Here is a 21027-nt window from a genome sequence, read left to right on the forward strand (position 1 = left end):
CTAACTAACATTAGGTTTACAATACCGTGTCAATTTTGCATCGTATTTAAGAAAACACGTTAGTTAGAATGAAAAAAATAATAATAATTACTCTTTTAAGCCTTTGCAATTTTGCATTTTCACAAAGTAAAGGTATTGTAACAGGAATTGTAACAGATAAAGAGATGGGTGGTGAGGCATTACCTTTTGCGAATGTCTTTGTTAAAGGAACTTCAATTGGAGCAACAACCGATATGGACGGTAAATATACACTTAGTATACCTGTCGGAAACCAAACCATCGTCTTTAGCTTCGTGGGTTATAAAACTGTTGAAAAACCAGTTAGCATAAAGGCAGGTGAAACGATTACTATTAATCAAGAATTGGGTGCTAACGAAGGAGTTACCTTAGACGAAGTTGAAATTAAAGCTTCTACCAGTAAAGATAAAGCTAGTGCCTTGTTACTAGAACAAAAGAAGGCTTCGGTAATTAAAGAAAGTATTGGTGCTGAAGAACTATCTTCTAAAGGTATTTCTGATGCTGCAGGCGCGGTTTCAAAAATATCAGGCGTCTCAAAACAAGAAGGCTCTAGCAACGTGTATGTTCGTGGTTTAGGTGATCGATATTTAAACACTACCATGAACGGTCTTTCATTACCGTCAAATGATATTGCTAAGAAAAACATCGATTTGAATTTATTTCCATCAGACATTATTGAAAATGTATCTATCAGCAAGGCCTACGCTTCAAATTTCTACGGAGACTTTGCCGCTGGTAATATTGATATCTCTTCTAAAGAATACAGAGGAAATGGTTTTGTAGAAGTAAACATTGGGTCGGGTGTAAATTCTAGAGCCATGGGAGAAGACTTCAGAAAAAGTGAAGGAACAGGAGATTTCGGTTATTACAATCGTTTCGAACACAATCCTTTTGCAGTCATTTTATCTCACGGAGTAGACCCTGTAAATGCAGGAAGTCCAATTAACAACGCTATCGGTATGAATGCAGGTAAGTCTTTTAATTTTAAAGATGGAAGCAGATTAAGTCTTTTTGGTACCGCATCATTCAGTAGAGATTTTGAATACAGAGAAGGACCTGTGGTAGATTACTCGAATGTATTTAAAAAAGAATTTCCCAACGCTAAAGAATACGAATACGCTACCTCAACAACAGCTATGTTAAGTGCTTTATATAGTATTAATAGCAATAACAGAGTAAAGTTTACGTCGCTATTTTTAAACAATTCAGCCGATGAAGTGGGTTACTATGGTTTTAAAGGATTGGGTAGAAACAGAGATGCGCTAAATAATACTGACGAAGGCTTCTATCAAATGAACGTGCAATACAATCAAGATTTAGTATTTGTAAATCAGTTGACAGGTGAGCATAAATTTGAAGATGACAGACTTAAAGTAAATTGGGGAATTGGCTATAATAATGTGTTTGCTCACGAGCCAGACAGAAAGAGAATTAGCTTAGAGAATTTTCACAACACGTTAGATAATGATCCGAATACCAATGCCATATTTTTCACCAACAACTCTTTCGATAACCAACGTTATTTCCAAAAAATAATTGATGAAGAATTAAACAGCCGTGTGAATTTGGCCTACCAAGCTACAGACAACCTAACCTTCAATTTTGGGTACAACGGAAGAATTAAAGAAAGAGATTTTAACAACATTCGATATGGTTACGATATCTTAGATTCGAAATATGAAGTTTCAGATGTACACAACTTCAACAGTATTTTTAATCTTGAAAACGCACAAATCTTCAAAAACCAAACTGGTAAAATCTTTAGATTAGATGTGTTTAGAAAACTTCCTGGCTTTGAAAACAGTAACATCGCTAGCTTACCAGGGTTGTATGAAAACACCTATAGTGGTGAGTTAAGAATACATGCCGGATATATTTCAGCAGAAATTAAATCAGGCGAAAAATGGGTATTTGTTCCAGGTGTTAGAGTCGAATCTTTCAATCAAGAAATTACGTACGACGTTATCAATATCAACCCTAAAGACCCTGGTTTTAGAAATGCGTCAGAAACATTTTTCTTACCGAGTTTAAATATAAAATATGCCCTAAACGAAGACCAAAACGTACGTTTTAACTTTAGTCAAACGGTATCTGTGCCTGAATTTAAAGAGGTAGCTCCGTTTATTTATGAAGGAATTGGAGAGAGAATAGGGGGAAATCCAGATTTATTAGACAATCCTTCATTCTCTAAAATCTTCAATTTAGACCTAAAATACGAATGGTTTATTTCTAGAGATGAATTACTATCTATCGGTGCTTTTGGTAAGCAAATTAACGATCCTGTAAACCTAGTAATAGCCAACAGTGCTGCGGGTAATCAACGTTATTTTAGAACTGGTAACAAAGCAACAGTTGCTGGTGTAGAGGTTGAAATGCGTAAAAACATCGTAAAAGATGAAGACGATAATACCGTAATGTCTGCGGGTATTAATTTCACCTATATGCATACCGAGCAAGACTTGAAAAAAGAAATCAAAGGAGTTTCTGGGTACGCTACCGCATTTAATAGAGATAGTGATGAACTACAAGGAGCTTCACCTTATTTAATCAATGCAAATTTGAATTATACCCCTACGCAGTTTAAAAACTACAAACCTATCACTTCCTTAGTCTTTTCGTATTTCTCTGACAGAATTGATGCCTTGGGTGCTGGTGAATTAGGAAATATTATCGAAAAAGGGGTTCCTACGGTTGATTTTGTTTGGAAAAATAAGTTTGGTGAAAACTGGGAAATCGATTTAAAAGCCAAGAACTTGTTAGACCCATCAATAAGAAGGGTTCGAGAGAACACCTCTATTGGAGATGTAACCCTATCTGAATACAAAAGAGGAACGAATATTAGCTTAGGACTTAAATACAAATTTTAACAATAATAAACTCTAAAAAAATACAATTAAACCTTAAAACAATGAAACATAATTTTTTATTAGGATTAGCTTTAGCCGCTACTTTATTCACTTCGTGTGGAGATGATGATACTGCTGATATTATTATTAATGATAATAGTGTAACCAACAACAATAATAATGGTGGAGGAACTAACAACGACCAAACAGTCGAATTAACAGGTAATTATACTACTGATGTAACATTAGATGCCTCTAAATCGTATGTGATTACAGGACCTGTTATTTTTGAGGATGGAGCTACACTAACAATTCCTGCTGGTACAGTTGTGAAAGCTGCAGCAACTGGTGCAGATGTATATTTAGCTATTTCTCAAGGAGCAAAAATTATTGCAGAAGGAACTTCTAGCCAACCTATTATTTTTACTTCGAACGCTACAACTCCTAATGCAGGTGACTGGGGTGGATTGATCTTATTAGGTAAAGCGCCTATTAACTCTGTAACTGGGGGAGATGCTACTTCTACTTCTGAAATTGCAAGCTTACCTTACGGTGGTAGCATTGCCGATGACAATTCAGGTGTTTTACGTTATGTGAGAGTGGAATACTCAGGAGGCAAAGCGGATGGACAATCAGAAAATAACGGATTTTCTTTCTACGGAGTTGGAAATGGTACTACTGTAGCGTATATTCAAATGTTTGAAGGAAAAGATGACGGCATAGAATTCTTTGGAGGAACTGTAAATGTAAGTAATGTATCTATTGTTAATGCTGAAGATGATTCTATTGACTGGACCGAAGGGTATTCTGGTACGATTACAGATGCGTACGTTATGCACGGTACCGACCACGACAAAGGAATTGAAGCTGATGGCTACAACACTGATATAGGAAACTTATCTAGCCCTAAATTTTTCTCTAAGCCAACAGTAACTAACTTAACTATTGAAGGGTTAGGCTCTGGTACTGGAAATGAAGCTATTCGTTTAAGAGCGGGTACGCAAGGTATTTTTAACAACGTTTTGTTAGTAGGTTTTGCTGAAGGATTTGACCTTGATGGTGATGCTACAGATAACCCTACTGGTAACGGTGTGGTTGCTGGTGACTTAAAAGCTACCGATGTTAAATTTGACGACATTACTGTGAAAGTAAAAAATGATACCGGTGTTGCTTTTGCTGAAAGTGACTTCGTTACTGAAAATGATACTGCAACTGGTACAGACTATGCCACTTGGGGAGCTGGATGGACTAGAAAATAAAAACTCATATTATCAAACAAAAAAACCGAGCAAATTGCTCGGTTTTTCTATTTGTATATAGGTTAGTGAGTATGTCTTCTACGTATTAATTAATCAATATGAGAAACACGAAGCGTATTTACCATTCCTTTTGCTTTTACAGGCATTGAAGATAAATTTATGACAAAATCTCCTGCTTTCACATATCCTTTTTCTTTCGCTATTTCATTAATATCTTCAATGGTATCATCGGTACTTAGTTCTCTATCATAAAAATAAGCTCTAACTCCCCATAATAAATTTAGTTTCCCTAAAATTCTTTTCTCAGACGAAAAAGCTAATACATGCGATTTAGGTCTCCAAGCTGATATTTGAAAAGCCGTATAACCACTATTTGTAAGTGTAGCTATCGCTGCAGCATTAATATCGTCAGCCATTGACGCTGCATGATGACATATAGATTTTGTAATGAATCTATTCGTACGAATATGTGGTGGTTCGTGTGGCACTTTTATTAAATCTGAAAACTCAACACTTCCTATAATTTCTGTCATCTTTTGAATCACTTTAACAGGGTGTTTTCCTACCGAAGTTTCTCCAGAAAGCATTACTGCATCAGCACCATCCATAATAGAGTTGGCTACATCATTTACTTCTGCTCTAGTAGGCACAGGATTTGTAATCATAGTTTCCATCATCTGAGTGGCAATGATTACAGGTATTCTTGCCTGCTTTGCCCTAAGTACCAAACCTTTTTGTATTAAAGGCACATCTTGCATAGGTACCTCAACACCTAAATCGCCACGCGCTACCATGAGTCCATCACAAAACGGAATTAATGCATCGATATTTTCAACAGCTTCTGGTTTTTCAATTTTTGCAATTACCGGAACTCTATAACGAGATTTCTGTTTGATGATATCTCGTAAAATACGAAGGTCTTCTGGTGTTCTTACAAATGAAAGTGCAATCCAGTCTACTTCTTGTTTTAAAGCAAAAACAACATCTTTTTTATCCTTTTCTGTTAAGGCTGGTAATGAAATTTTCGTGTTTGGAAGATTTACTCCTTTCTTTGACTTCAAAGCGCCTCCCACTACTACTTTGGTTACTACTTCATTCTCTTTATTTGTTGAAATTACTTCAAACAACAACTTACCATCATCAACTAAAATCTTTTCGCCTACTTTTACGTCTTTAGGAAAACGTTGATAAGTCATATAAGCTTTTTCTTTGGTACCTTCACATTTTTCTGTTGTAAAAACAAAAGTATCTCCAGCCTTTAATTCAACCCCCTCTTGCATAACACCTACTCTAAGCTTTGGACCTTGCAAATCTGCTAGTATTGCTAAATTGTAGCCTTTTTCTTTATTTATTTCACGTATTTGACGTATTTGATCTTTTACGATTTCATAATCTGCATGTGAAAAGTTAATTCTAAAAACATTTACACCAGCTGTAGCCATTTCTGCTAAAACCTCTTTAGTACTTGTTGCTGGACCTAATGTTGCTACGATTTTTGTTTTCTTGTTATGTGGCATATATTTAAAAAATTAAAAAATCTTTCGATTTTAAGGTGTTTAACTCAATTTTATATGAGGTTATTATTTGTGGAATCTTGTTGATTAATTCTATGGCTTCTAAAGTCGATTTATAATCAAAATCTCCCTCTAATTTCAACAAAAAATCAACTTTCTTTTTTTCTGGTATCAAATATCTAATGGATTCACTTTGATTAAACAGCCCTATCGATTCAACTTCTAAAGTAGATTTAAACGTATTTGATATCAAAAACCAATCTCGACACAATTTAGTGTCTGTGTATTTATACACTGAATAAGAGGACTTTCTACTTTTTTGAACGAAATCTAAATCATTATTTTCTCTACTAAACCTAATATGTAAATGCTTGTTTAATAGATAAGCTAATTTATACTCATATAAAGTAGTATGAATTCCTATCAATTTGTAATCATCATTAGAAAATTCATTTATATTCACCTCATAAATTGGCATAAAAAACAATTATTTGTTTTTGCTAAATTAGTGAATGTACAGAAAATTCAATGTAAATTTTACGAAAACGTTTTCTCTCAATTAAGGCTCAAGCATTTGTTTTTGCATTGCATAGTAGGTTCTTTTTGCTGCAATCTCTTCTGCTTTTTTCTTTGATGTTGCTCTTCCTTTCGCTATAATGTTTCCATCAATACTAACACGAACAGTAAAGTGTTTTTTTAATTGATTACCTGAATCTTCGTAAGAATCGAATTTATATTTCTTCTTTTTCTTCTGACACCATTCGATAACAAAGCTTTTATAACTTGATATTTTACCTTCTAATTGCTCAATATCTACATAAGGCATTATCACCTGCTCGTATATAAATTGATGACAGTAATTATACCCTCTATCTAAGTAAATAGCACCTACAAGTGCTTCAAAAATATTTCCGTGAATATTGTTGCTAATATGTTCTTTAGAAATACTACTCTTAACAAACTTAATCAAGTCAAGATCTTTACCTAAAGTATTCAGATGCTCTCTGCTCACAACCTTAGAACGCATTTGCGTTAAGTATCCTTCGTCTCCTTCAGGTACTTTCTTATATAAATACGAAGCTATTACCGTACTGAGTATGGCATCACCGAGAAATTCTAGACGTTCATAGTTTACAGGATTTCCTTTACTATCAACCAATTTCAGAGATCTGTGGGTAAATGCTTTTTTGTATAGAGATAACTTAATTGGCTTGAAATTAAGTAGTTCTTTTAGTTCGTAGTAGAAATTTTCATCCTCTTTATTTTGGGGTTTAACAATTCTACGTAGAAAATTCATAAAAGGCTAGTCTAATTTTCTAAAAGCAACACAAGCATTATGACCTCCAAAACCAAAGGTATTACTCATGGCTACTTTAATCTCTCTTTCTTGAGCTTTGTTTAACGTTAAGTTTAACTCTGGATTGATATTTTCATCAACATTGGTATGATTAATAGTTGGGGGAACAATACCGTGTTCCATCGCCAACAGTGAAGCAATTGCTTCAATCGCACCTGCAGCACCTAACAAATGTCCTGTCATAGACTTTGTTGAGTTGATATTGATATTTTTAGCATGCTCTCCAAAAACTTCAGAGATTGCTTTTAGTTCAGCAACATCTCCTAGTGGTGTTGATGTACCGTGAGTATTGATATGATCTACATCTTCTGGTTTTATTCCAGCATTTTCAAGGCAGTTTTTCATTACTGCTATCACACCTATTCCGTCAGGGTGAGGCGCTGTCATGTGGTGAGCATCTGAAGATAATCCTCCACCAATAACTTCTGCATAAATTTTAGCTCCTCGAGCCTTGGCATGCTCATATTCTTCTAATATGATAGCACCAGCCCCTTCTCCTAAAACAAACCCGTCACGTTCAGCATCAAAAGGTCTCGAAGCTGTTTCTGGGCTGTCATTTCTGGTAGATAAAGCGTGCATCGCATTAAAGCCACCCATACCAGCGATAGTAACAGCGGCTTCACTACCTCCTGTTACAATTACATCACAATGACCAAGTCTAATGTAATTCAAAGCATCAATCATGGCATTCGCCGATGATGCACAAGCAGATACTGTAGTATAATTTGGCCCCATAAATCCATTTTTTATAGAAATATTCCCAGGCGCAATATCTGCAATCATTTTTGGAATGAAGAACGGGTTAAATTTTGGAGTACCATCTCCTTTGGCATAGTTCAATACCTCATCTTGAAATGTTTCTAAACCTCCAATACCTGCTCCCCATATAACGCCAACTCTTAACTTATCAACGTTATCTAGATTTAATTTGGCATCAGCAATTGCCTCATCAGAAGCAACCATTGCGTACTGTGTAAATCTATCCATCTTACGCGCCTCTTTTCTATTCATAAAATCGGTCGCGTTAAAATTCTTAAGCTCACATGCGAAACGAGTTTTGAACTTGGCAGCATCAAAATACGTTATGGGTGCCGCTCCGCTAACTCCGTTAACCAAGCCATTCCAATACTCTTCTTTATTGTTCCCTATTGGCGTTAATGCGCCAAGTCCAGTTACTACAACTCGTTTTAATTGCATATAATCTTATTTTTTTGCGTCTTCAATATAGCTAATCGCTTGACCAACAGTACCAATGTTTTCTGCTTGATCGTCTGGAATTTGAATATCGAACTCTTTTTCGAATTCCATGATTAACTCAACCGTATCTAAAGAATCTGCCCCTAAATCGTTTGTGAAGCTTGCTTCGTTAGTTACTTCGTTATCGTCTACTCCTAATTTGTCTACGATAATTGCTTTTACTCTTGATGCAATGTCTGACATAATTTGTTTGTTTTAAAATTTAAAATCGTGGCAAAAATACAAATCTTAGTTATTAATTCTAACTTTTGCTTAAAAATGTGCTGTCTAAAATAAAAAAAATACCTGAATATTTTGCTCTAAACGCCACCATTGTTAATAATTATTCTTTTTTTTGTAGTAACAAAACAACTAAGTTTTAACATGAAACGTATCGTAATTTTTGCTTCGGGTTCTGGTACCAATGCCGAAAACATTATTAAATACTTCCAATCGACTAAAACTGCGATGGTTACTCATGTGCTTTCTAACAACCAGCGTGCCAAAGTTTTTGACCGCTGCGAAAAGCTTGGTGTAGATGCATCACTCTTTGATAAAGAGAGCTTTATAAAAGATGATACTGTTTTAAATTTCTTACTAACTGAAGCAGATTTTGTAGTTTTAGCAGGGTTCTTGTGGCGTATTCCTTCTAAAATTGTTGCTGCTTTCCCTAATAAAATCATCAATATTCATCCAGCTTTATTACCAAAATATGGCGGAAAAGGAATGTATGGAATGCATGTGCACAATGCGGTGAAAGCTAATAACGAAGCTGAAACGGGCATTACCATACATTATGTGAATGAGAATTACGATGAAGGGGCTATTATTTTCCAAGCAAAAACGGCTATTTCTTCTGAAGATACTCCTGAAACTATCGCTCAAAAAATTCATGAATTGGAATACGAGCATTTTCCGAAGGTAATTGAAGAAGTTATTTTACAACATGAGTAAAAAAAAGAAATACTATGTAGTTTGGAAAGGTAAAAGAACAGGGGTGTTTTTATCTTGGGAAGCCTGTAAAAAACAAATTGATGGCTTTACAGGAGCGCAATACAAAGCATTTGCAGACAAAAATGAAGCTGAAATAGCATTACAAAAGAGTTATAATCACTACAAAGGAAAAGATACCAAGAAAGCAAATCTCTCTGCGGAAGAAAAAGCAAAATATGGTTACCCTATTCTAGAAAGTATCGCTGTTGATGCTGCTTGCGCTGGAAACCCAGGAATGATGGAATACAGAGGTGTTCTTACAAAAAGTAAGAAAGAAATCTTTAAAATGGGACCGTTTAAGAATGGCACCAATAACATCGGAGAGTTTTTAGCCTTAGTTCATGGAATAGCTTTGTTGAAAAATAAAAAAATGGACACCTACCCTATTTATTCAGACTCTAAAATAGCCATGAGCTGGGTGCAAAAGAAACAGTGCAAAACAAATATTGCTTTTGACAGTTCTAACAAAGATGTTTTAGATTTGATAAAACGTGCTGAAAATTGGTTACAAAATAATTCTTTTAAAAATCCTTTATTAAAATGGGAAACCAAGGCTTGGGGAGAAATTCCTGCCGATTTTGGAAGAAAATAAAAAACCGAGTACAAAAATATACTCGGTTATATACTCTATATATGACAAAATGTCAACTTACTTAACTGCTATTTTAGTTTCTTCTTTCCAAGTTTGTACACTTGCAATAGTACTGTTCTCAAAGTCTATTTCTTTCAATCCATCCTCTTTCCACATAAACCACTTGCCTACTTTTTTTCCTGCTTCGTAATGACCTATAGCCACTTTATTCCCCTTTTTATCAAAAGAAGTCCAAGTACCTGTTAACTTTTTGTTTTTAAAGAATCCTTGTTCTTTAACAGTTCCGTCTGCATAAAAGTATGTAGCCTTCACTAGGTCACCTTGCTTTTCAAATTTTGGTTCCATGTCTTGAGCTTGTAAAAACGATACTGATAAAATACAAGCAGCTATCACTAATTTCTTCATAATTTACATCTTTTAAAGTTAACGTCGACCAACACAAATATAATTAAAATTTTACACACAAAAAACATTTACGTAACATTAATTTAACATTAAAGCTTTTTTCAAGACAATTTAAGTTCTTGAAAGACATTATAAAACCTTATATTTACAATTATTAATTTTAAAAAAAATTATTATGGCAGTAATGAAAGTTATTGAAATTATGGCAAACTCAGATAAAAGCTGGGAAGATGCTACAAAAAAAGCCGTTAAACAAGCTTCAAAATCGGTAAAAGGTATTAAATCTGCATTCGTTAGATCACAAAGTGTCGTTGTAAATGACGATGAGGTAACAGAATTTAGAGTAAACCTAAAAGTAACTTTTGAAGTACAGTAATTTTTTGTACATACTAACTATTACTTGCGGTTTTGAAAACAATCAAAACCGCAATTTTTATCTGTAAACTCTCAATTGATGACTATCTTACAACACATTCTAGTAATATTGGTCGCTCTAATTCATTTGTATATTTTAATTTTAGAAATGTTTTTATGGGTTCGCCCTAAAGGAATACAAACTTTTGGACTGAAATCTAAAAGTTTTGCAGAAGAAACAAAAGTTCTAGCAGCAAATCAAGGTTTATACAATGGTTTTCTTGCTGCGGGTCTTTGTTGGTCTGTCATTTCTCAAAAGATTGATGTTGCTATTTTTTTTCTAGCTTGTGTTTTTATTGCTGGAGTTTATGGTGCCTATTCTACAAAAAAACCTCGTATTTTTGTCATACAGTCTATTCCTGCTTTGTTAGGAATAGTCAGCTTAGTTTTATAAAAACCAACTACTACAAACTAAATTATTCATTAACAATTAAATTTTACCATAACAAATGGACAAGTATTTAGAAAAATTTCAAGAACTAGTGGTTACCTATGCTCCAAAAGCAATCATGGCGATTCTAATTTACATTGTAGGTTCTTATATTATTAGCCTAATTATTAGAGCTACTAGAAAAATGATGACCAAAAGAGAGGTCGATACCACACTACAGAAGTTCTTACTAAATTTATTGAATTGGTCATTAAAAATTCTCTTAATTATTACTGTTATAGCAAAACTAGGGGTTGAAACGACTTCTTTTGCCGCTATCTTGGCTTCTGCTGGTTTGGCAATTGGTTTAGCGCTACAAGGCTCTCTAGCTAACTTCGCTGGAGGTGTATTAATTATGTTGTTTAAGCCTTTTAAGGTAGGTGATTTAATTGAAGCTCAAGGAGAATTAGGAGTTGTTAAAGAAATCGAGATTTTTACTACCAAACTTACTGGTTTATCCAATAGGGAGATTATTATTCCTAATGGAGCAGTTTCTAACGGAAACATTATTAACTACTCATCAGAAGGAACACGTAGAGTAGATTTGGTTTTTGGCGTTTCTTATGATGCTGATATTAAACAAACTAAAGAGGTTTTAATGAATGTTTTAACTTCGCACCCTAAGGTACTACAAGATCCTGCCCCTACGGTTAATGTATCTGAGTTAGCTGATAGCTCGGTAAATTTTGCAGTAAGACCATGGTGTAACACAGAGGATTACTGGACGGTTTACTTTGATGTGACTGAAAATACTAAAATTGCTCTAGATAATGCTGGAATTGAAATTCCATATCCTCACTCTGTTGAGATTCATAAAGAAGGCTAATATTATTTTTCTGGCGTAGCCACAAAATCTTTTAAATAAAAAGGCTCAAAATAAGCGACATCTTCGATGTCGTTTTTTTTGTATTTATCAAAACTTCTATTTGCCATTTCTTTTGCTGAAGGAAACTCTCTATCAATAAAAACTGCATTTTTATGTGTAATTACTTCTTTACACTTCGCTGTTCCATCTCCAATAAAATATACTTTTCCTTGCGATAAGTACTCTTTAAAAGAGTCATTATTGATAATTTCGGCTTTAATTTCTCTTACCTGTTCGTAATTTGCGTTATAAACAGCTGCATATACTTCCATACGACGTGCATCGAGCATCGGCACAATAAGTCCTTCATCAACATGCACCTTACATGCCAGAGACTGTAATGTTTCTACCGCAATTAAAGGCTTCCCTAAAGCAAAACAGAGTCCTTTTGCTGCAGAAACTCCAATACGCAATCCTGTGTAAGAACCTGGACCTTTACTCACCGCAATCGCATCTATTTCATCAAAAGAAAGTTTAGCTTCTTTTATTACTTGTTGAATAAACGGATGCAATTTTTCTGCATGCGAATAATTGCCATCGTTTAGCTCTTGTATTGCCAAAATTTCACCATCGCTTGCGATACTTACCGAGCAATTTTTAGTCGCTGTTTCTATATTTAAGATTGCTACCAAATCAATGTTTTTTTTGACAAAGATACATTTTATGTGAAGTTTTTTTAAAAAAATGTTTTTATACTATTATTAATGTTAACTTGCTGCAAATTTTTTTTAACCCTTCAAAACAAACAACAATGAAAAAAATCAACAAATTATGTTTATCAGCTTCTATTTTATTTTTAGTTAGCTCGTGTAATGTCGAAAGCGATTTCGAAACTAATCCTACATCAAATGCGGACCTTTCAAAGCACGAAATTGCTTTTCCTGATGCTAAAGGAGTTGTAAAAACAGGATTTCTAAATGGACAAGAAATCTCTTACGAAGTAATTAATGGATACAATGTGTATCAGGGAGACATTATTTTAACTGATAGTCAAATTAAAAGTTCTCCTGATAATTATGCCGCAAAAACGGTTGCTTTGAATAATAGAAGATGGTCTAACAACACCGTTTACTATACCGTTAATAGAAAATTATCAAATACTCGCAGGGTATATGACGCTATAGCGCATTGGGAAGCTTACACCAATATAACATTTATTGAATTTAACCCTAAAAAAGGAAAAAGAAGTAATAACCCTACCAATTATATAGAGTTTGTGCCAGGTTTTGGTTGTTCTTCAAACGTTGGTATGATCGGTGGTAAACAAACTATTACCTTAGCCTCAGGCTGTAGTACGGGTAACGCTATACATGAAATAGCTCATGCAGTGGGTGTTTTTCACGAGCACAGTAGAGCAGATCGTGACAATCATATAGTAATCCATTATGAAAACATTAGCTCTGGTGTAGAATCTAATTTTGAAAGAGCTGTAGATAGAGGGTATAATGCTTCTGATTATACAAGCGAATTAGATTTTGGATCAGTAATGATGTACCCTAGTAATGCCTTCTCTTCGAATGGACTTCCAACAATAACAAAACTAGATGGATCTACATTTTCTTCTCAAAGAAATGGTTTATCGCCTTCTGATATACAGGGAATTAATCTAATGTATCCTGCATCCAACTAATCATTTGTTTTTTTAACAAAAATTAAGGTTGTCAAAAAAATCTAAATCATAGTTAGATTTTTTTTGACAGCCTTTTTAGTTACTCTCTAAAAAAACTTATTAACGTGAGTTCGGGATACAATATCAAATTGAATTCACTAAAAATCAACACAATTTGATGTCGATAACATGAAGTATGAGTGATGAGACATCTCACTCTAGGGAGTTATACGATTTATGGTTTCTTATTTTGCATTTAGGTCTATTGTGTCTCTTCTAAGAAAATTAGTTGAATGAAAATAATTTTGTATTGAGAAGTGATAGCGTGTTTCTTGATACCCAAAAGTTTCGCAACTGCTGCTTTAAGTTAGAAAAACCACTCGAACTGAAAGTGTGCAAAAAAATTGTTGAAGAATTTAGAGACAAGCCTCTGGAATTAAGCCCTTGTAGCTGTCGCCCTGCGATTAAATTTCTTTGCAAATTTAATCTACGATAGATTCTCCGTAGTAAAATTTCAATACTTTTGTTTTAAACACATAATCGTATTTAGCTCTAATCATAGCGCCTTCTGCATTTACCAATCGATTACGCACCTGATCAAAATCGAACTGTGTCATTGACCCGTAATCGTAACTAACTTGTGCGTTTTTAAAGGCTTCTTTTTGTGCTTCTAAAGATATTTGTGCAGCCTCATACGTTTTAGCAGCAGCTTTTGCGTCTAAAAAGGCTCTTTCGATTTCTTGTTGTAATTGTAGTTTTTGATTCTGTAATCTCAATTCACTAATTGAATTGTTGACTATAGATCGTTCAACATTGGCATCATTTCTAAACCCACTGAAGATTGGAATATTCACTCTAAGCCCTAAACTAAAACCTAAATTTCCATCTAACTGTTCTAAAAGCTTACCCGTTGGAATAGAAGGATCTATAAAATACCTATAATTGGTGTTTGCTCCTAAAGAGGCATCAATACTGGGATAATATCCTGATTTAGCGATTTCAACTTCTAGTTTGGCATTTTGAATGTCTAATTTCGCTTTTTCAATCTCTGGCCATGCAGACACGGCTTTTTCATATACCATATTTGAGTTTTCGTATAATAATGCCGCCGAAGGTGAACCTACTTCGATGGCAGCTACGTCAAATCCTTCAGAAGATATTTGTAGTAATTGACTTAATCTTAACAAAGCAATACTCAATGTATTTTCTTGTAACACTACATTTTGTATATCACTTGCCGCAGTAGATTCTACATTTAACAAATCTCCTTTAGGAATGGCACCTCCTTCAAATTGGGCTTTTGCTCTATTGATTTGTTTTTTACTTATTTCTGCTTGTACTCTAGCAACTTCTAGGTTTTCTTTCGCAAACAATACATTTAAGTATTCGTTAACTACATTTAATGAAATATCATTCTCTACTTTAGCTAAATCTAACTTACTCCCTTCTACTCCCAATAATGCTTGCCTTTTTTGATTCAAGTTTCTAAAACCATTAAAAATTGTATAACCAGCATTTACCCCTACTGCTCCTCCAAACAGGGTTGTGTTTTCAGTTCTGTTTTGAGATACAGGATCGAATGTTGAACCTGTAGATAGGTTTCCACTAGTCGACCCACTTAAACTAGGCAAAAAGTTTGCCTTGTTACTCTTAACATCTGCTTCAGCAACCTCAATATTGAGGCGATTTTGCTTTACAGTTATATTATTTTTTAATGCGTAATTTACACACTCTTTAAGTGTCCATTTTTTTTGAGAAAATACAGCCAAAGACATAAAAATAGCTGTAAATAATGCAATTTTAGTTTTCAAAAGATCAATATTTTTTATTTAAACGTTGTTAGTTGATATTTTAATACATGCATTTTTCTGTACATTAGAAAAAGCTGACAACCAAGCTTCAATGCTACGAAAACATCGATAGTTTATGTTGATTGCTACTATATGACGGTTCTAGGCAAAATATGTTACAAAAAAAGATAGTTAATTATCAATGCTCTTTTTTGTGCTTTTTCTATGACGGTAAATAAAATAAAAAAGCAGGGCTACTAATATATAGGGAAACACCATTAAATAGGTAATTCCATTATTAACTCCCTCTGCAATGGTTTCATTTCCTCCTTCTACCACAGCTTTACACATCGCACATTGTGAGGATGCTTTTAAAGAAAAAAACAAAACGATTAAAAAAATACTTTTTTTATACATAATACGGTGCTATCATTATATATACAACCACTCCTGTTACCGCAACATACAACCACAATGGGAATGTTATTTTCGCTATTTTTTTGTGTTCAGGAAAATTTCCTAAGCGGGCTCTCATAAACGTAATTAACACCAATGGAATAATTACAATTGATAATAAGATATGTGTTATTAAAATAAAGAAATACACATATCTCAACACTCCTTCTCCTCCGAAAGGAGTAGAATCTGAAGTCATGTGATACGCCACATACATAACTAAGAACAATGCAGAACAAATAATGGCTGTAGTGTTTAGTTGTTCGTGTGCCTTTCTTTTTCCGTTTTTAATTGCTACTACAGATGCTACTAATAGTACAGCTGTTAAGGCGTTTATACTGGCATAAATGGGTGGTAAAAAAGATAAGGGTTCTACATTCGGAATTCTAATTCCGAATAAAGCGGCTACAGCAACGGGTATTACAATAGAAACTATAGTAATGAACCTTTTATATTTTTTTCTTTTGTACTCATATTATTCTTTCAATAATAACTTAATATCTTCTTTTAACTCACTGATTTGATTTCCGAAATTATGTTCATCTAAAGCGCGATAATACATTATTGGATTTCCGTGTTCATCGTAACGAGAGCGAATATATCCGTCTTTATCGACCAAAGCAAATAAGCCTGAATGTTCAAATCCACCATGACTTACTTCTCCTTTTCCTGCATATAATTTAAAGCCTTCATTCGATAAGTCATATACAACATCTTCTGGTTTTCCTGTTAATAAATGCCAGTTTTTATGGTTAATACCATGCTTTTTAGCATATTCTTTTAATTGTGCTGGTGTATCTATTTCTGGAGTAATTGAAAACGAGGCAATTCCGAAGTTAGGATTTCCCATAAATTCATTTTGAAGGATAACCATTTGTTCGTTCATTAACGGACAAATTGTTGGGCATGTAGCAAAAAAGAATTCTACCACATATACTTTTCCTTCGTAATCTTTATTGGTAATGGTTTCACCATTTTGATTAATAAATTCAAATGCTGGAACTTTTTCAAATTTGTGCAAATTTGCTGTTTTAAAATGTGCCACAATCTTTGGGATTGCATAAATACCGAAAAGCAACACAATGAATGAGATACCTATATATGAATAGTTTTGTTTTTTCATAATTCAATACATCTTAAATTTCTCTATCTGCATTGTTCTTTTTTAGTGCTAAACGATACTCTGCCAATACTACTTTCACATCGTCTTTCATCTTATTCTTGAGTTCTGCTACCGATTTCATATTGTACCCAAATAATTTGCCATCGGCGCTATCTTCGTCATCGGTGCGTCCTCGTAAGTTCAACTTCTTGTCAATGATAAACGCTTTTGATGAGTGCAACATACTATCTAACGGTTCATTTGTTTTGAAACTATCGTACAAAACTTTTATTTCTGTATCGTTTGCATACACAAAATTCCATTTTATCATATTTGTATAGGCTCCTATTTCTTTTTCAAGTTTTTGAACGTCTTCTTCTATATCTTTAGATGCTATGACTATTAATTGATAGTTTTTAAACCCATAAAATGGTTTGTATATTTTTTCGTTTAAATTAAATAGCTCTCCTTTTGACTCTTTTATATTGCTTCCTATAAACGTTACAATTGATATTTTATTTTCAAATTGATGTTTCTTGCTAACAGATGCTATATCTATCACATTTTGAGTAAGCGCTGGTAGCTTCGCAAAGTTATTGATTCCTAAAGATAAAAATATGTAAAACAATAGTGGTACTATAAAAAGTGCGATAAGCACTATATATTTTTTTGTTTTATTCATTTTATGATTAATTATATAAAAAAAGGTGGTTATAACACCACCTTTTTATTTTGTTTTATTTGATTACCATTTTACTAATGGTGCTAATGTATCGTGTAAGTAATCACCTTCAATTAATACGAGTGTTACCAAATAACAGATTAGAAATACTGCTGTCCAAACAATAGCACGTCTAAACCATTTTTTCTCACCTTCTAAGTGCATGAAAGCCCAAGCAATGTAATAGGCTTTTACAATAGTTAAGATAATAAATATCCAGTTTAACCAACTGGTACCCCATCCGTGTAAGTGTAAGAACGCTGGTTTTATAATACCTAAAGCAACTTCTACCGTTGTTACTACTGTTAAGATTGCTAAAACAATCCAGATTCTTTTTGTATTTGATTCGTGTGCGTGTGCCATTTTTTCTTTTTTAATAAATTATACCAAGTAGAAAAAGGTAAATACAAATACCCAAACTAAATCTACAAAGTGCCAATACAATCCTACTTTTTCAACCATTTCATAGTGTCCTCTACGCTCATAGGTACCTAATACTACATTGAAAAATATAATGATATTGATAATAATTCCTGAAAATACGTGAAATCCGTGGAAACCTGTAATAAAGAAAAAGAAATCTGCAAAAATTGGGTTACCGTATTCATTTACGTGCAAGTTTGCGCCTTCTACTACCATGTTCGCTTTTGCTAATTGCGCTAAACTTTCTTCTCTTGATAAAATTATTTTTTGCTTGGTTTCTGGATTTAACTGCTCTGTTCTGATCAATAACGATGGATCTGCTTTAAACGCTTCTTGCACCTGTGCGACAGAATAGGTAGAAATAGTAGGTTCACTTTCAAACCACAATCCGTTGGTTCTAGAATGTTGTACTCTTTCGTCTTTTCTTTCGTTGTGAACAAAATCTGCCAAAGCAATTTGGTGACCGTCTTTTACGAATTGTAAAATGTGGTTATCGGTGGTTTTAACAGCCCCATAAGAACCGTTGATAAAGTTTTTCCACTCCCATGCTTGTGATCCAACGAAAATCATACCGAAGATAATAGTTGCAAACATATACCATGCTACCTTTTTTTGTTGCATTTTATGACCTGCATCTACTGCTAACACCATCGTTACCGATGATACAATTAAAATAAATGTCATTAATGCTACATAATACATTGGCGCATGAACACCATGTAATCCCGGAAAGTGTGTAAATACTTCATCAGCAATTGGCCAAGTATCGATAAACTTAAAACGCGTTAAACCGTACGCTGCTAAAAAGCCAGAAAAAGTTAATGCATCTGATACGATGAAAAACCACATCATCATTTTACCATAACTAGCGCCGAATGGTCTTACTCCACCTCCGCTCCAGGTTTCTTTGTTGTCAGAATTTACAGCAATATTTGCTTCCATAAATATCTTATTGTTAATTTTTGTTAAATCAGTGCGCCAAAATTACGCATTTTTCATCATCTAATAAAATAGAAAAAGAAAAATAGATAAATCCACAGTACATCAACGAAGTGCCAAAAGATTGCACCGAGTTCAAACCCAAGCATATCGGTTGATGAATACTTCTTTTTAAAATGATTATAAATAACGACTAAAAGCACTATAATCCCTGCAATTAGGTGTAAAACGTGCATAAATGTTATTCCTATGATAAAGGATGTTGACACGGTACTATCTGGTCCTGTAAAATAAAGACCTATAGCTTTTAGCTCATTAAAACCTACGTATTGATACCATACAAAGCCTAAACCTAACACTAAAGTTAGTAGTAAAAAAATAAAAGACGCTTGTATATTATCTTTTTTTAGCAGCTTTTGTGATAAAAATAGCGTAACACTACTCAATACGATTAATACTGTACTCACATAAAATGCTTGCGGTAAATCGAAGGTAACCCAATCTTCACGATTCATACTTACTACATAAGCACTGGTTAAGCCTGCAAAAAACATTACCATACTAATCATAGAAACCCATAACATGGGTTTTGCCGACTTGCGTTTTGCTACTTGTAATTCTCTTTGTATTGATTGTTCACTCATTAGTGTAAAAATTTATCTACCACATATAGTATGGGTACAATTGTAATATAAAAAACACTCATTAGCATTAATTTACGAGCATCGGTATTTTTTTCTGTTTTATATAGTTGTATGGCATAATACAACATAAGCATCCCTAGTAAAAAGATAATCACTGCTGTTAAGGGATAGATGTATAAATCTCCTGTTACTTTAAGTACTGGTGCAATCGACATTAATATCATAATACAGGTATAAAAGATAATTTGCACCACCGCTCCTTTATCTTTTTTATCCATCGGAAGCATGTGCAGTCCTGCTTTGTTGTATTCTTCAAACTGTAACCACCCGATAGCCCAAAAGTGTGGGAATTGCCAAAAAAACTGAATCATGAATAAAAACCCTGCTTCTATCCCAAATTTTCCCGTTGCTGCGACCCATCCTAACATAAAAGGAATGGCTCCTGGAATGGCTCCTACAAAAACGGCTAGTGGTGTTACTGCTTTTAACGGCGTGTAAGCACTCGTGTATAAAAAAATTGAAATCGCTCCAAATAAGGCACACTTCGGATTGATTACATATAAAATAGCAATACCTGCAATCGTAAAAATAGTGGCAATTATTAAAGCGGTTGTAGTAGACATTCTTCCTGATGGCAACGGTCGGTTTTTGGTTCGTTGCATAACGGCATCAATATCTTTTTCTATCACTTGATTGAATGCATTGGAAGCTCCAACCATTAAATAGCCTCCTAAGGCTAACAGCAATACGGTTGTATAGTCTATCGTTTCTGCTCCTAATAAATACCCTGTAATAGAAGTAAAAACTACACTAATTGACAACCCTACTTTAGTAAGTTGTTTAAAGTCTTTATAGATTGATTTTACGGAAGATTCAGTATGTACCGACGAAACAGAATTCACTTCTTTATTTAAAAATTTTTGCAAAGATATTTTATTCTTATTGAACAACCATATATTTTTAGTGGAATTGAGAGCGAAAAAAGTTAAAAACCGCTTTGTAATTCAAAAAATGATGTTATATTTGCACCCGCATTCGCAGTAATGTGCGTTCATTAACATAGAAAATGACTACGCGAAAGTAGCTCAGGGGTAGAGCATCACCTTGCCAAGGTGAGGGTCGCGGGTTCAAATCCCGTCTTTCGCTCCAACCTTTTTTTAAAAGAGTATGCTGAAGTGGTGGAATTGGTAGACACGTTGGACTTAAAATCCAATGAGCCGTAATGCTCGTGCGGGTTCAAGTCCCGCCTTCAGTACCAAGAAACCTCACTTGTATGAGTGAGGTTTCATTTTAACAATAGTCATTTAAAAAAGCATACGCTGAAGTGGTGGAATTGGTAGACACGTTGGACTTAAAATCCAATGGGCCGTAATGCCCGTGCGGGTTCAAGTCCCGCCTTCAGTACAAAGCCTTA

General features: G+C 34.1%; 24 protein-coding genes and 3 tRNA genes. 11 read left to right on the forward strand and 16 right to left on the reverse strand.

The features are described 5' to 3' along the window. Positions 1–68 precede the first annotated feature (68 nt). Positions 69–2885 carry a TonB-dependent receptor gene (locus P8625_RS10110; protein ID WP_279650339.1) on the forward strand — a complete coding sequence of 939 codons (2817 nt, stop codon included), beginning with the start codon at positions 69–71 and terminating at the stop codon, positions 2883–2885. A gap of 41 nt (positions 2886–2926) precedes the next feature. Further along, positions 2927–4123: a multidrug transporter gene (locus P8625_RS10115; RefSeq protein ID WP_279650340.1), complete on the forward strand. Its 1197-nt coding sequence runs from the start codon at positions 2927–2929 to the stop codon at positions 4121–4123. Between the two features lie 89 nt (positions 4124–4212). Here P8625_RS10115 and pyk read toward each other — a convergent pair whose 3' ends face one another. From pyk to P8625_RS10140, 5 genes are all read right to left on the reverse strand, one after another. Beyond that, entirely contained in the window at positions 4213–5640 is a 1428-nt protein-coding gene (pyk, locus tag P8625_RS10120; protein ID WP_279650341.1) for a pyruvate kinase, read from the reverse strand. A 4-nt stretch (positions 5641–5644) separates the two neighbouring features. Beyond that, on the reverse strand, positions 5645–6115 hold the full coding sequence (locus P8625_RS10125; protein WP_279650342.1) for an IPExxxVDY family protein: 471 nt from the start codon (positions 6113–6115) through the stop codon (positions 5645–5647). A gap of 81 nt (positions 6116–6196) precedes the next feature. Beyond that, the gene (gene rnc / locus P8625_RS10130) at positions 6197–6934 is read right to left on the reverse strand and encodes a ribonuclease III (RefSeq protein WP_279650343.1); all 738 of its coding nucleotides are present in this window, start codon (positions 6932–6934) and stop codon (positions 6197–6199) included. Between the two features lie 6 nt (positions 6935–6940). Beyond that, entirely contained in the window at positions 6941–8191 is a 1251-nt protein-coding gene (gene fabF / locus P8625_RS10135) for a beta-ketoacyl-ACP synthase II (protein ID WP_279650344.1), read from the reverse strand. A gap of 6 nt (positions 8192–8197) precedes the next feature. Next, on the reverse strand, positions 8198–8434 hold the full coding sequence (locus P8625_RS10140; protein WP_028891431.1) for an acyl carrier protein: 237 nt from the start codon (positions 8432–8434) through the stop codon (positions 8198–8200). Between the two features lie 180 nt (positions 8435–8614). On the opposite strand from P8625_RS10140, the gene purN reads away from it, so the two are divergent. Both purN and P8625_RS10150 read left to right on the forward strand, forming a co-directional pair. After that, complete coding sequence (gene purN, locus P8625_RS10145; protein WP_279650345.1) at positions 8615–9184, forward strand: phosphoribosylglycinamide formyltransferase; 570 nt, start codon at positions 8615–8617, stop codon at positions 9182–9184. Then, entirely contained in the window at positions 9177–9815 is a 639-nt protein-coding gene (locus P8625_RS10150) for a ribonuclease H family protein (protein WP_279650346.1), read from the forward strand. The genes purN and P8625_RS10150 overlap by 8 nt, the downstream gene beginning before the upstream one ends. 57 nt (positions 9816–9872) lie before the next feature. Here the strand turns inward: P8625_RS10150 and P8625_RS10155 are convergent, their stop codons facing one another. Continuing rightward, on the reverse strand, positions 9873–10220 hold the full coding sequence (locus P8625_RS10155) for a toxin-antitoxin system YwqK family antitoxin (RefSeq protein ID WP_279650347.1): 348 nt from the start codon (positions 10218–10220) through the stop codon (positions 9873–9875). A 175-nt stretch (positions 10221–10395) separates the two neighbouring features. Between P8625_RS10155 and P8625_RS10160 the strand changes: the two genes are divergently transcribed. The 3 genes from P8625_RS10160 (at position 10396) to P8625_RS10170 (ending at position 11890) form a co-directional block, all read left to right on the forward strand. Further along, entirely contained in the window at positions 10396–10596 is a 201-nt protein-coding gene (locus P8625_RS10160) for a dodecin family protein (RefSeq protein WP_279650348.1), read from the forward strand. 78 nt (positions 10597–10674) lie between these two features. After that, positions 10675–11028, forward strand: coding sequence for a DUF1304 domain-containing protein (locus P8625_RS10165; protein ID WP_279650349.1), 354 nt, complete (start codon positions 10675–10677; stop codon positions 11026–11028). Positions 11029–11083: 55 nt separating this feature from the next. Then, positions 11084–11890: a mechanosensitive ion channel family protein gene (locus P8625_RS10170; RefSeq protein WP_279650350.1), complete on the forward strand. Its 807-nt coding sequence runs from the start codon at positions 11084–11086 to the stop codon at positions 11888–11890. A gap of 2 nt (positions 11891–11892) precedes the next feature. On the opposite strand, the gene tsaB is transcribed toward P8625_RS10170, so the two are convergent. Then, complete coding sequence (gene tsaB, locus P8625_RS10175; protein WP_279650351.1) at positions 11893–12561, reverse strand: tRNA (adenosine(37)-N6)-threonylcarbamoyltransferase complex dimerization subunit type 1 TsaB; 669 nt, start codon at positions 12559–12561, stop codon at positions 11893–11895. Positions 12562–12680: 119 nt separating this feature from the next. Between tsaB and P8625_RS10180 the strand changes: the two genes are divergently transcribed. Then, positions 12681–13559: a M12 family metallopeptidase gene (locus tag P8625_RS10180; RefSeq protein ID WP_279650352.1), complete on the forward strand. Its 879-nt coding sequence runs from the start codon at positions 12681–12683 to the stop codon at positions 13557–13559. A 461-nt stretch (positions 13560–14020) separates the two neighbouring features. Here P8625_RS10180 and P8625_RS10185 read toward each other — a convergent pair whose 3' ends face one another. The 9 genes from P8625_RS10185 to cyoE form a co-directional block, all read right to left on the reverse strand. Continuing rightward, positions 14021–15349: a TolC family protein gene (locus P8625_RS10185; protein WP_279650353.1), complete on the reverse strand. Its 1329-nt coding sequence runs from the start codon at positions 15347–15349 to the stop codon at positions 14021–14023. Between the two features lie 171 nt (positions 15350–15520). Next, complete coding sequence (locus tag P8625_RS10190) at positions 15521–15745, reverse strand: hypothetical protein (protein WP_279650354.1); 225 nt, start codon at positions 15743–15745, stop codon at positions 15521–15523. Then, on the reverse strand, positions 15738–16226 hold the full coding sequence (locus tag P8625_RS10195; RefSeq protein ID WP_279652943.1) for a DUF420 domain-containing protein: 489 nt from the start codon (positions 16224–16226) through the stop codon (positions 15738–15740). Before P8625_RS10195 ends, P8625_RS10190 begins: the two co-directional genes overlap by 8 nt. Positions 16227–16259: 33 nt before the next feature. Beyond that, positions 16260–16907: an SCO family protein gene (locus tag P8625_RS10200; RefSeq protein ID WP_279650355.1), complete on the reverse strand. Its 648-nt coding sequence runs from the start codon at positions 16905–16907 to the stop codon at positions 16260–16262. Between the two features lie 13 nt (positions 16908–16920). Then, the gene (locus P8625_RS10205) at positions 16921–17568 is read right to left on the reverse strand and encodes a hypothetical protein (RefSeq protein ID WP_279650356.1); all 648 of its coding nucleotides are present in this window, start codon (positions 17566–17568) and stop codon (positions 16921–16923) included. A 63-nt stretch (positions 17569–17631) separates the two neighbouring features. Next, positions 17632–17970, reverse strand: coding sequence for a cytochrome C oxidase subunit IV family protein (locus tag P8625_RS10210; RefSeq protein WP_279650357.1), 339 nt, complete (start codon positions 17968–17970; stop codon positions 17632–17634). An 18-nt stretch (positions 17971–17988) separates the two neighbouring features. After that, positions 17989–18972: a cytochrome c oxidase subunit 3 gene (locus P8625_RS10215; RefSeq protein ID WP_279650358.1), complete on the reverse strand. Its 984-nt coding sequence runs from the start codon at positions 18970–18972 to the stop codon at positions 17989–17991. A gap of 56 nt (positions 18973–19028) precedes the next feature. After that, on the reverse strand, positions 19029–19613 hold the full coding sequence (locus P8625_RS10220) for a cytochrome c oxidase subunit 3 (protein ID WP_279650359.1): 585 nt from the start codon (positions 19611–19613) through the stop codon (positions 19029–19031). Next, entirely contained in the window at positions 19613–20515 is a 903-nt protein-coding gene (cyoE, locus tag P8625_RS10225) for a heme o synthase (protein ID WP_279652944.1), read from the reverse strand. The genes P8625_RS10220 and cyoE overlap by 1 nt, the downstream gene beginning before the upstream one ends. 172 nt (positions 20516–20687) lie before the next feature. Between cyoE and P8625_RS10230 the strand changes: the two genes are divergently transcribed. The 3 genes from P8625_RS10230 to P8625_RS10240 all read left to right on the forward strand — a co-directional run bounded on the left by P8625_RS10230 (position 20688) and on the right by P8625_RS10240 (position 21017). Further along, positions 20688–20762, forward strand: a tRNA-Gly gene (locus tag P8625_RS10230). A 20-nt stretch (positions 20763–20782) separates the two neighbouring features. Then, positions 20783–20871: transfer RNA gene (locus P8625_RS10235), tRNA-Leu, on the forward strand. Positions 20872–20931: 60 nt separating this feature from the next. Further along, positions 20932–21017: transfer RNA gene (locus P8625_RS10240), tRNA-Leu, on the forward strand. Positions 21018–21027 lie beyond the last annotated feature (10 nt).

Source organism: Tenacibaculum tangerinum, from assembly GCF_029853675.1.
Lineage (GTDB): Bacteria > Bacteroidota > Bacteroidia > Flavobacteriales > Flavobacteriaceae > Polaribacter > Polaribacter tangerinum_A.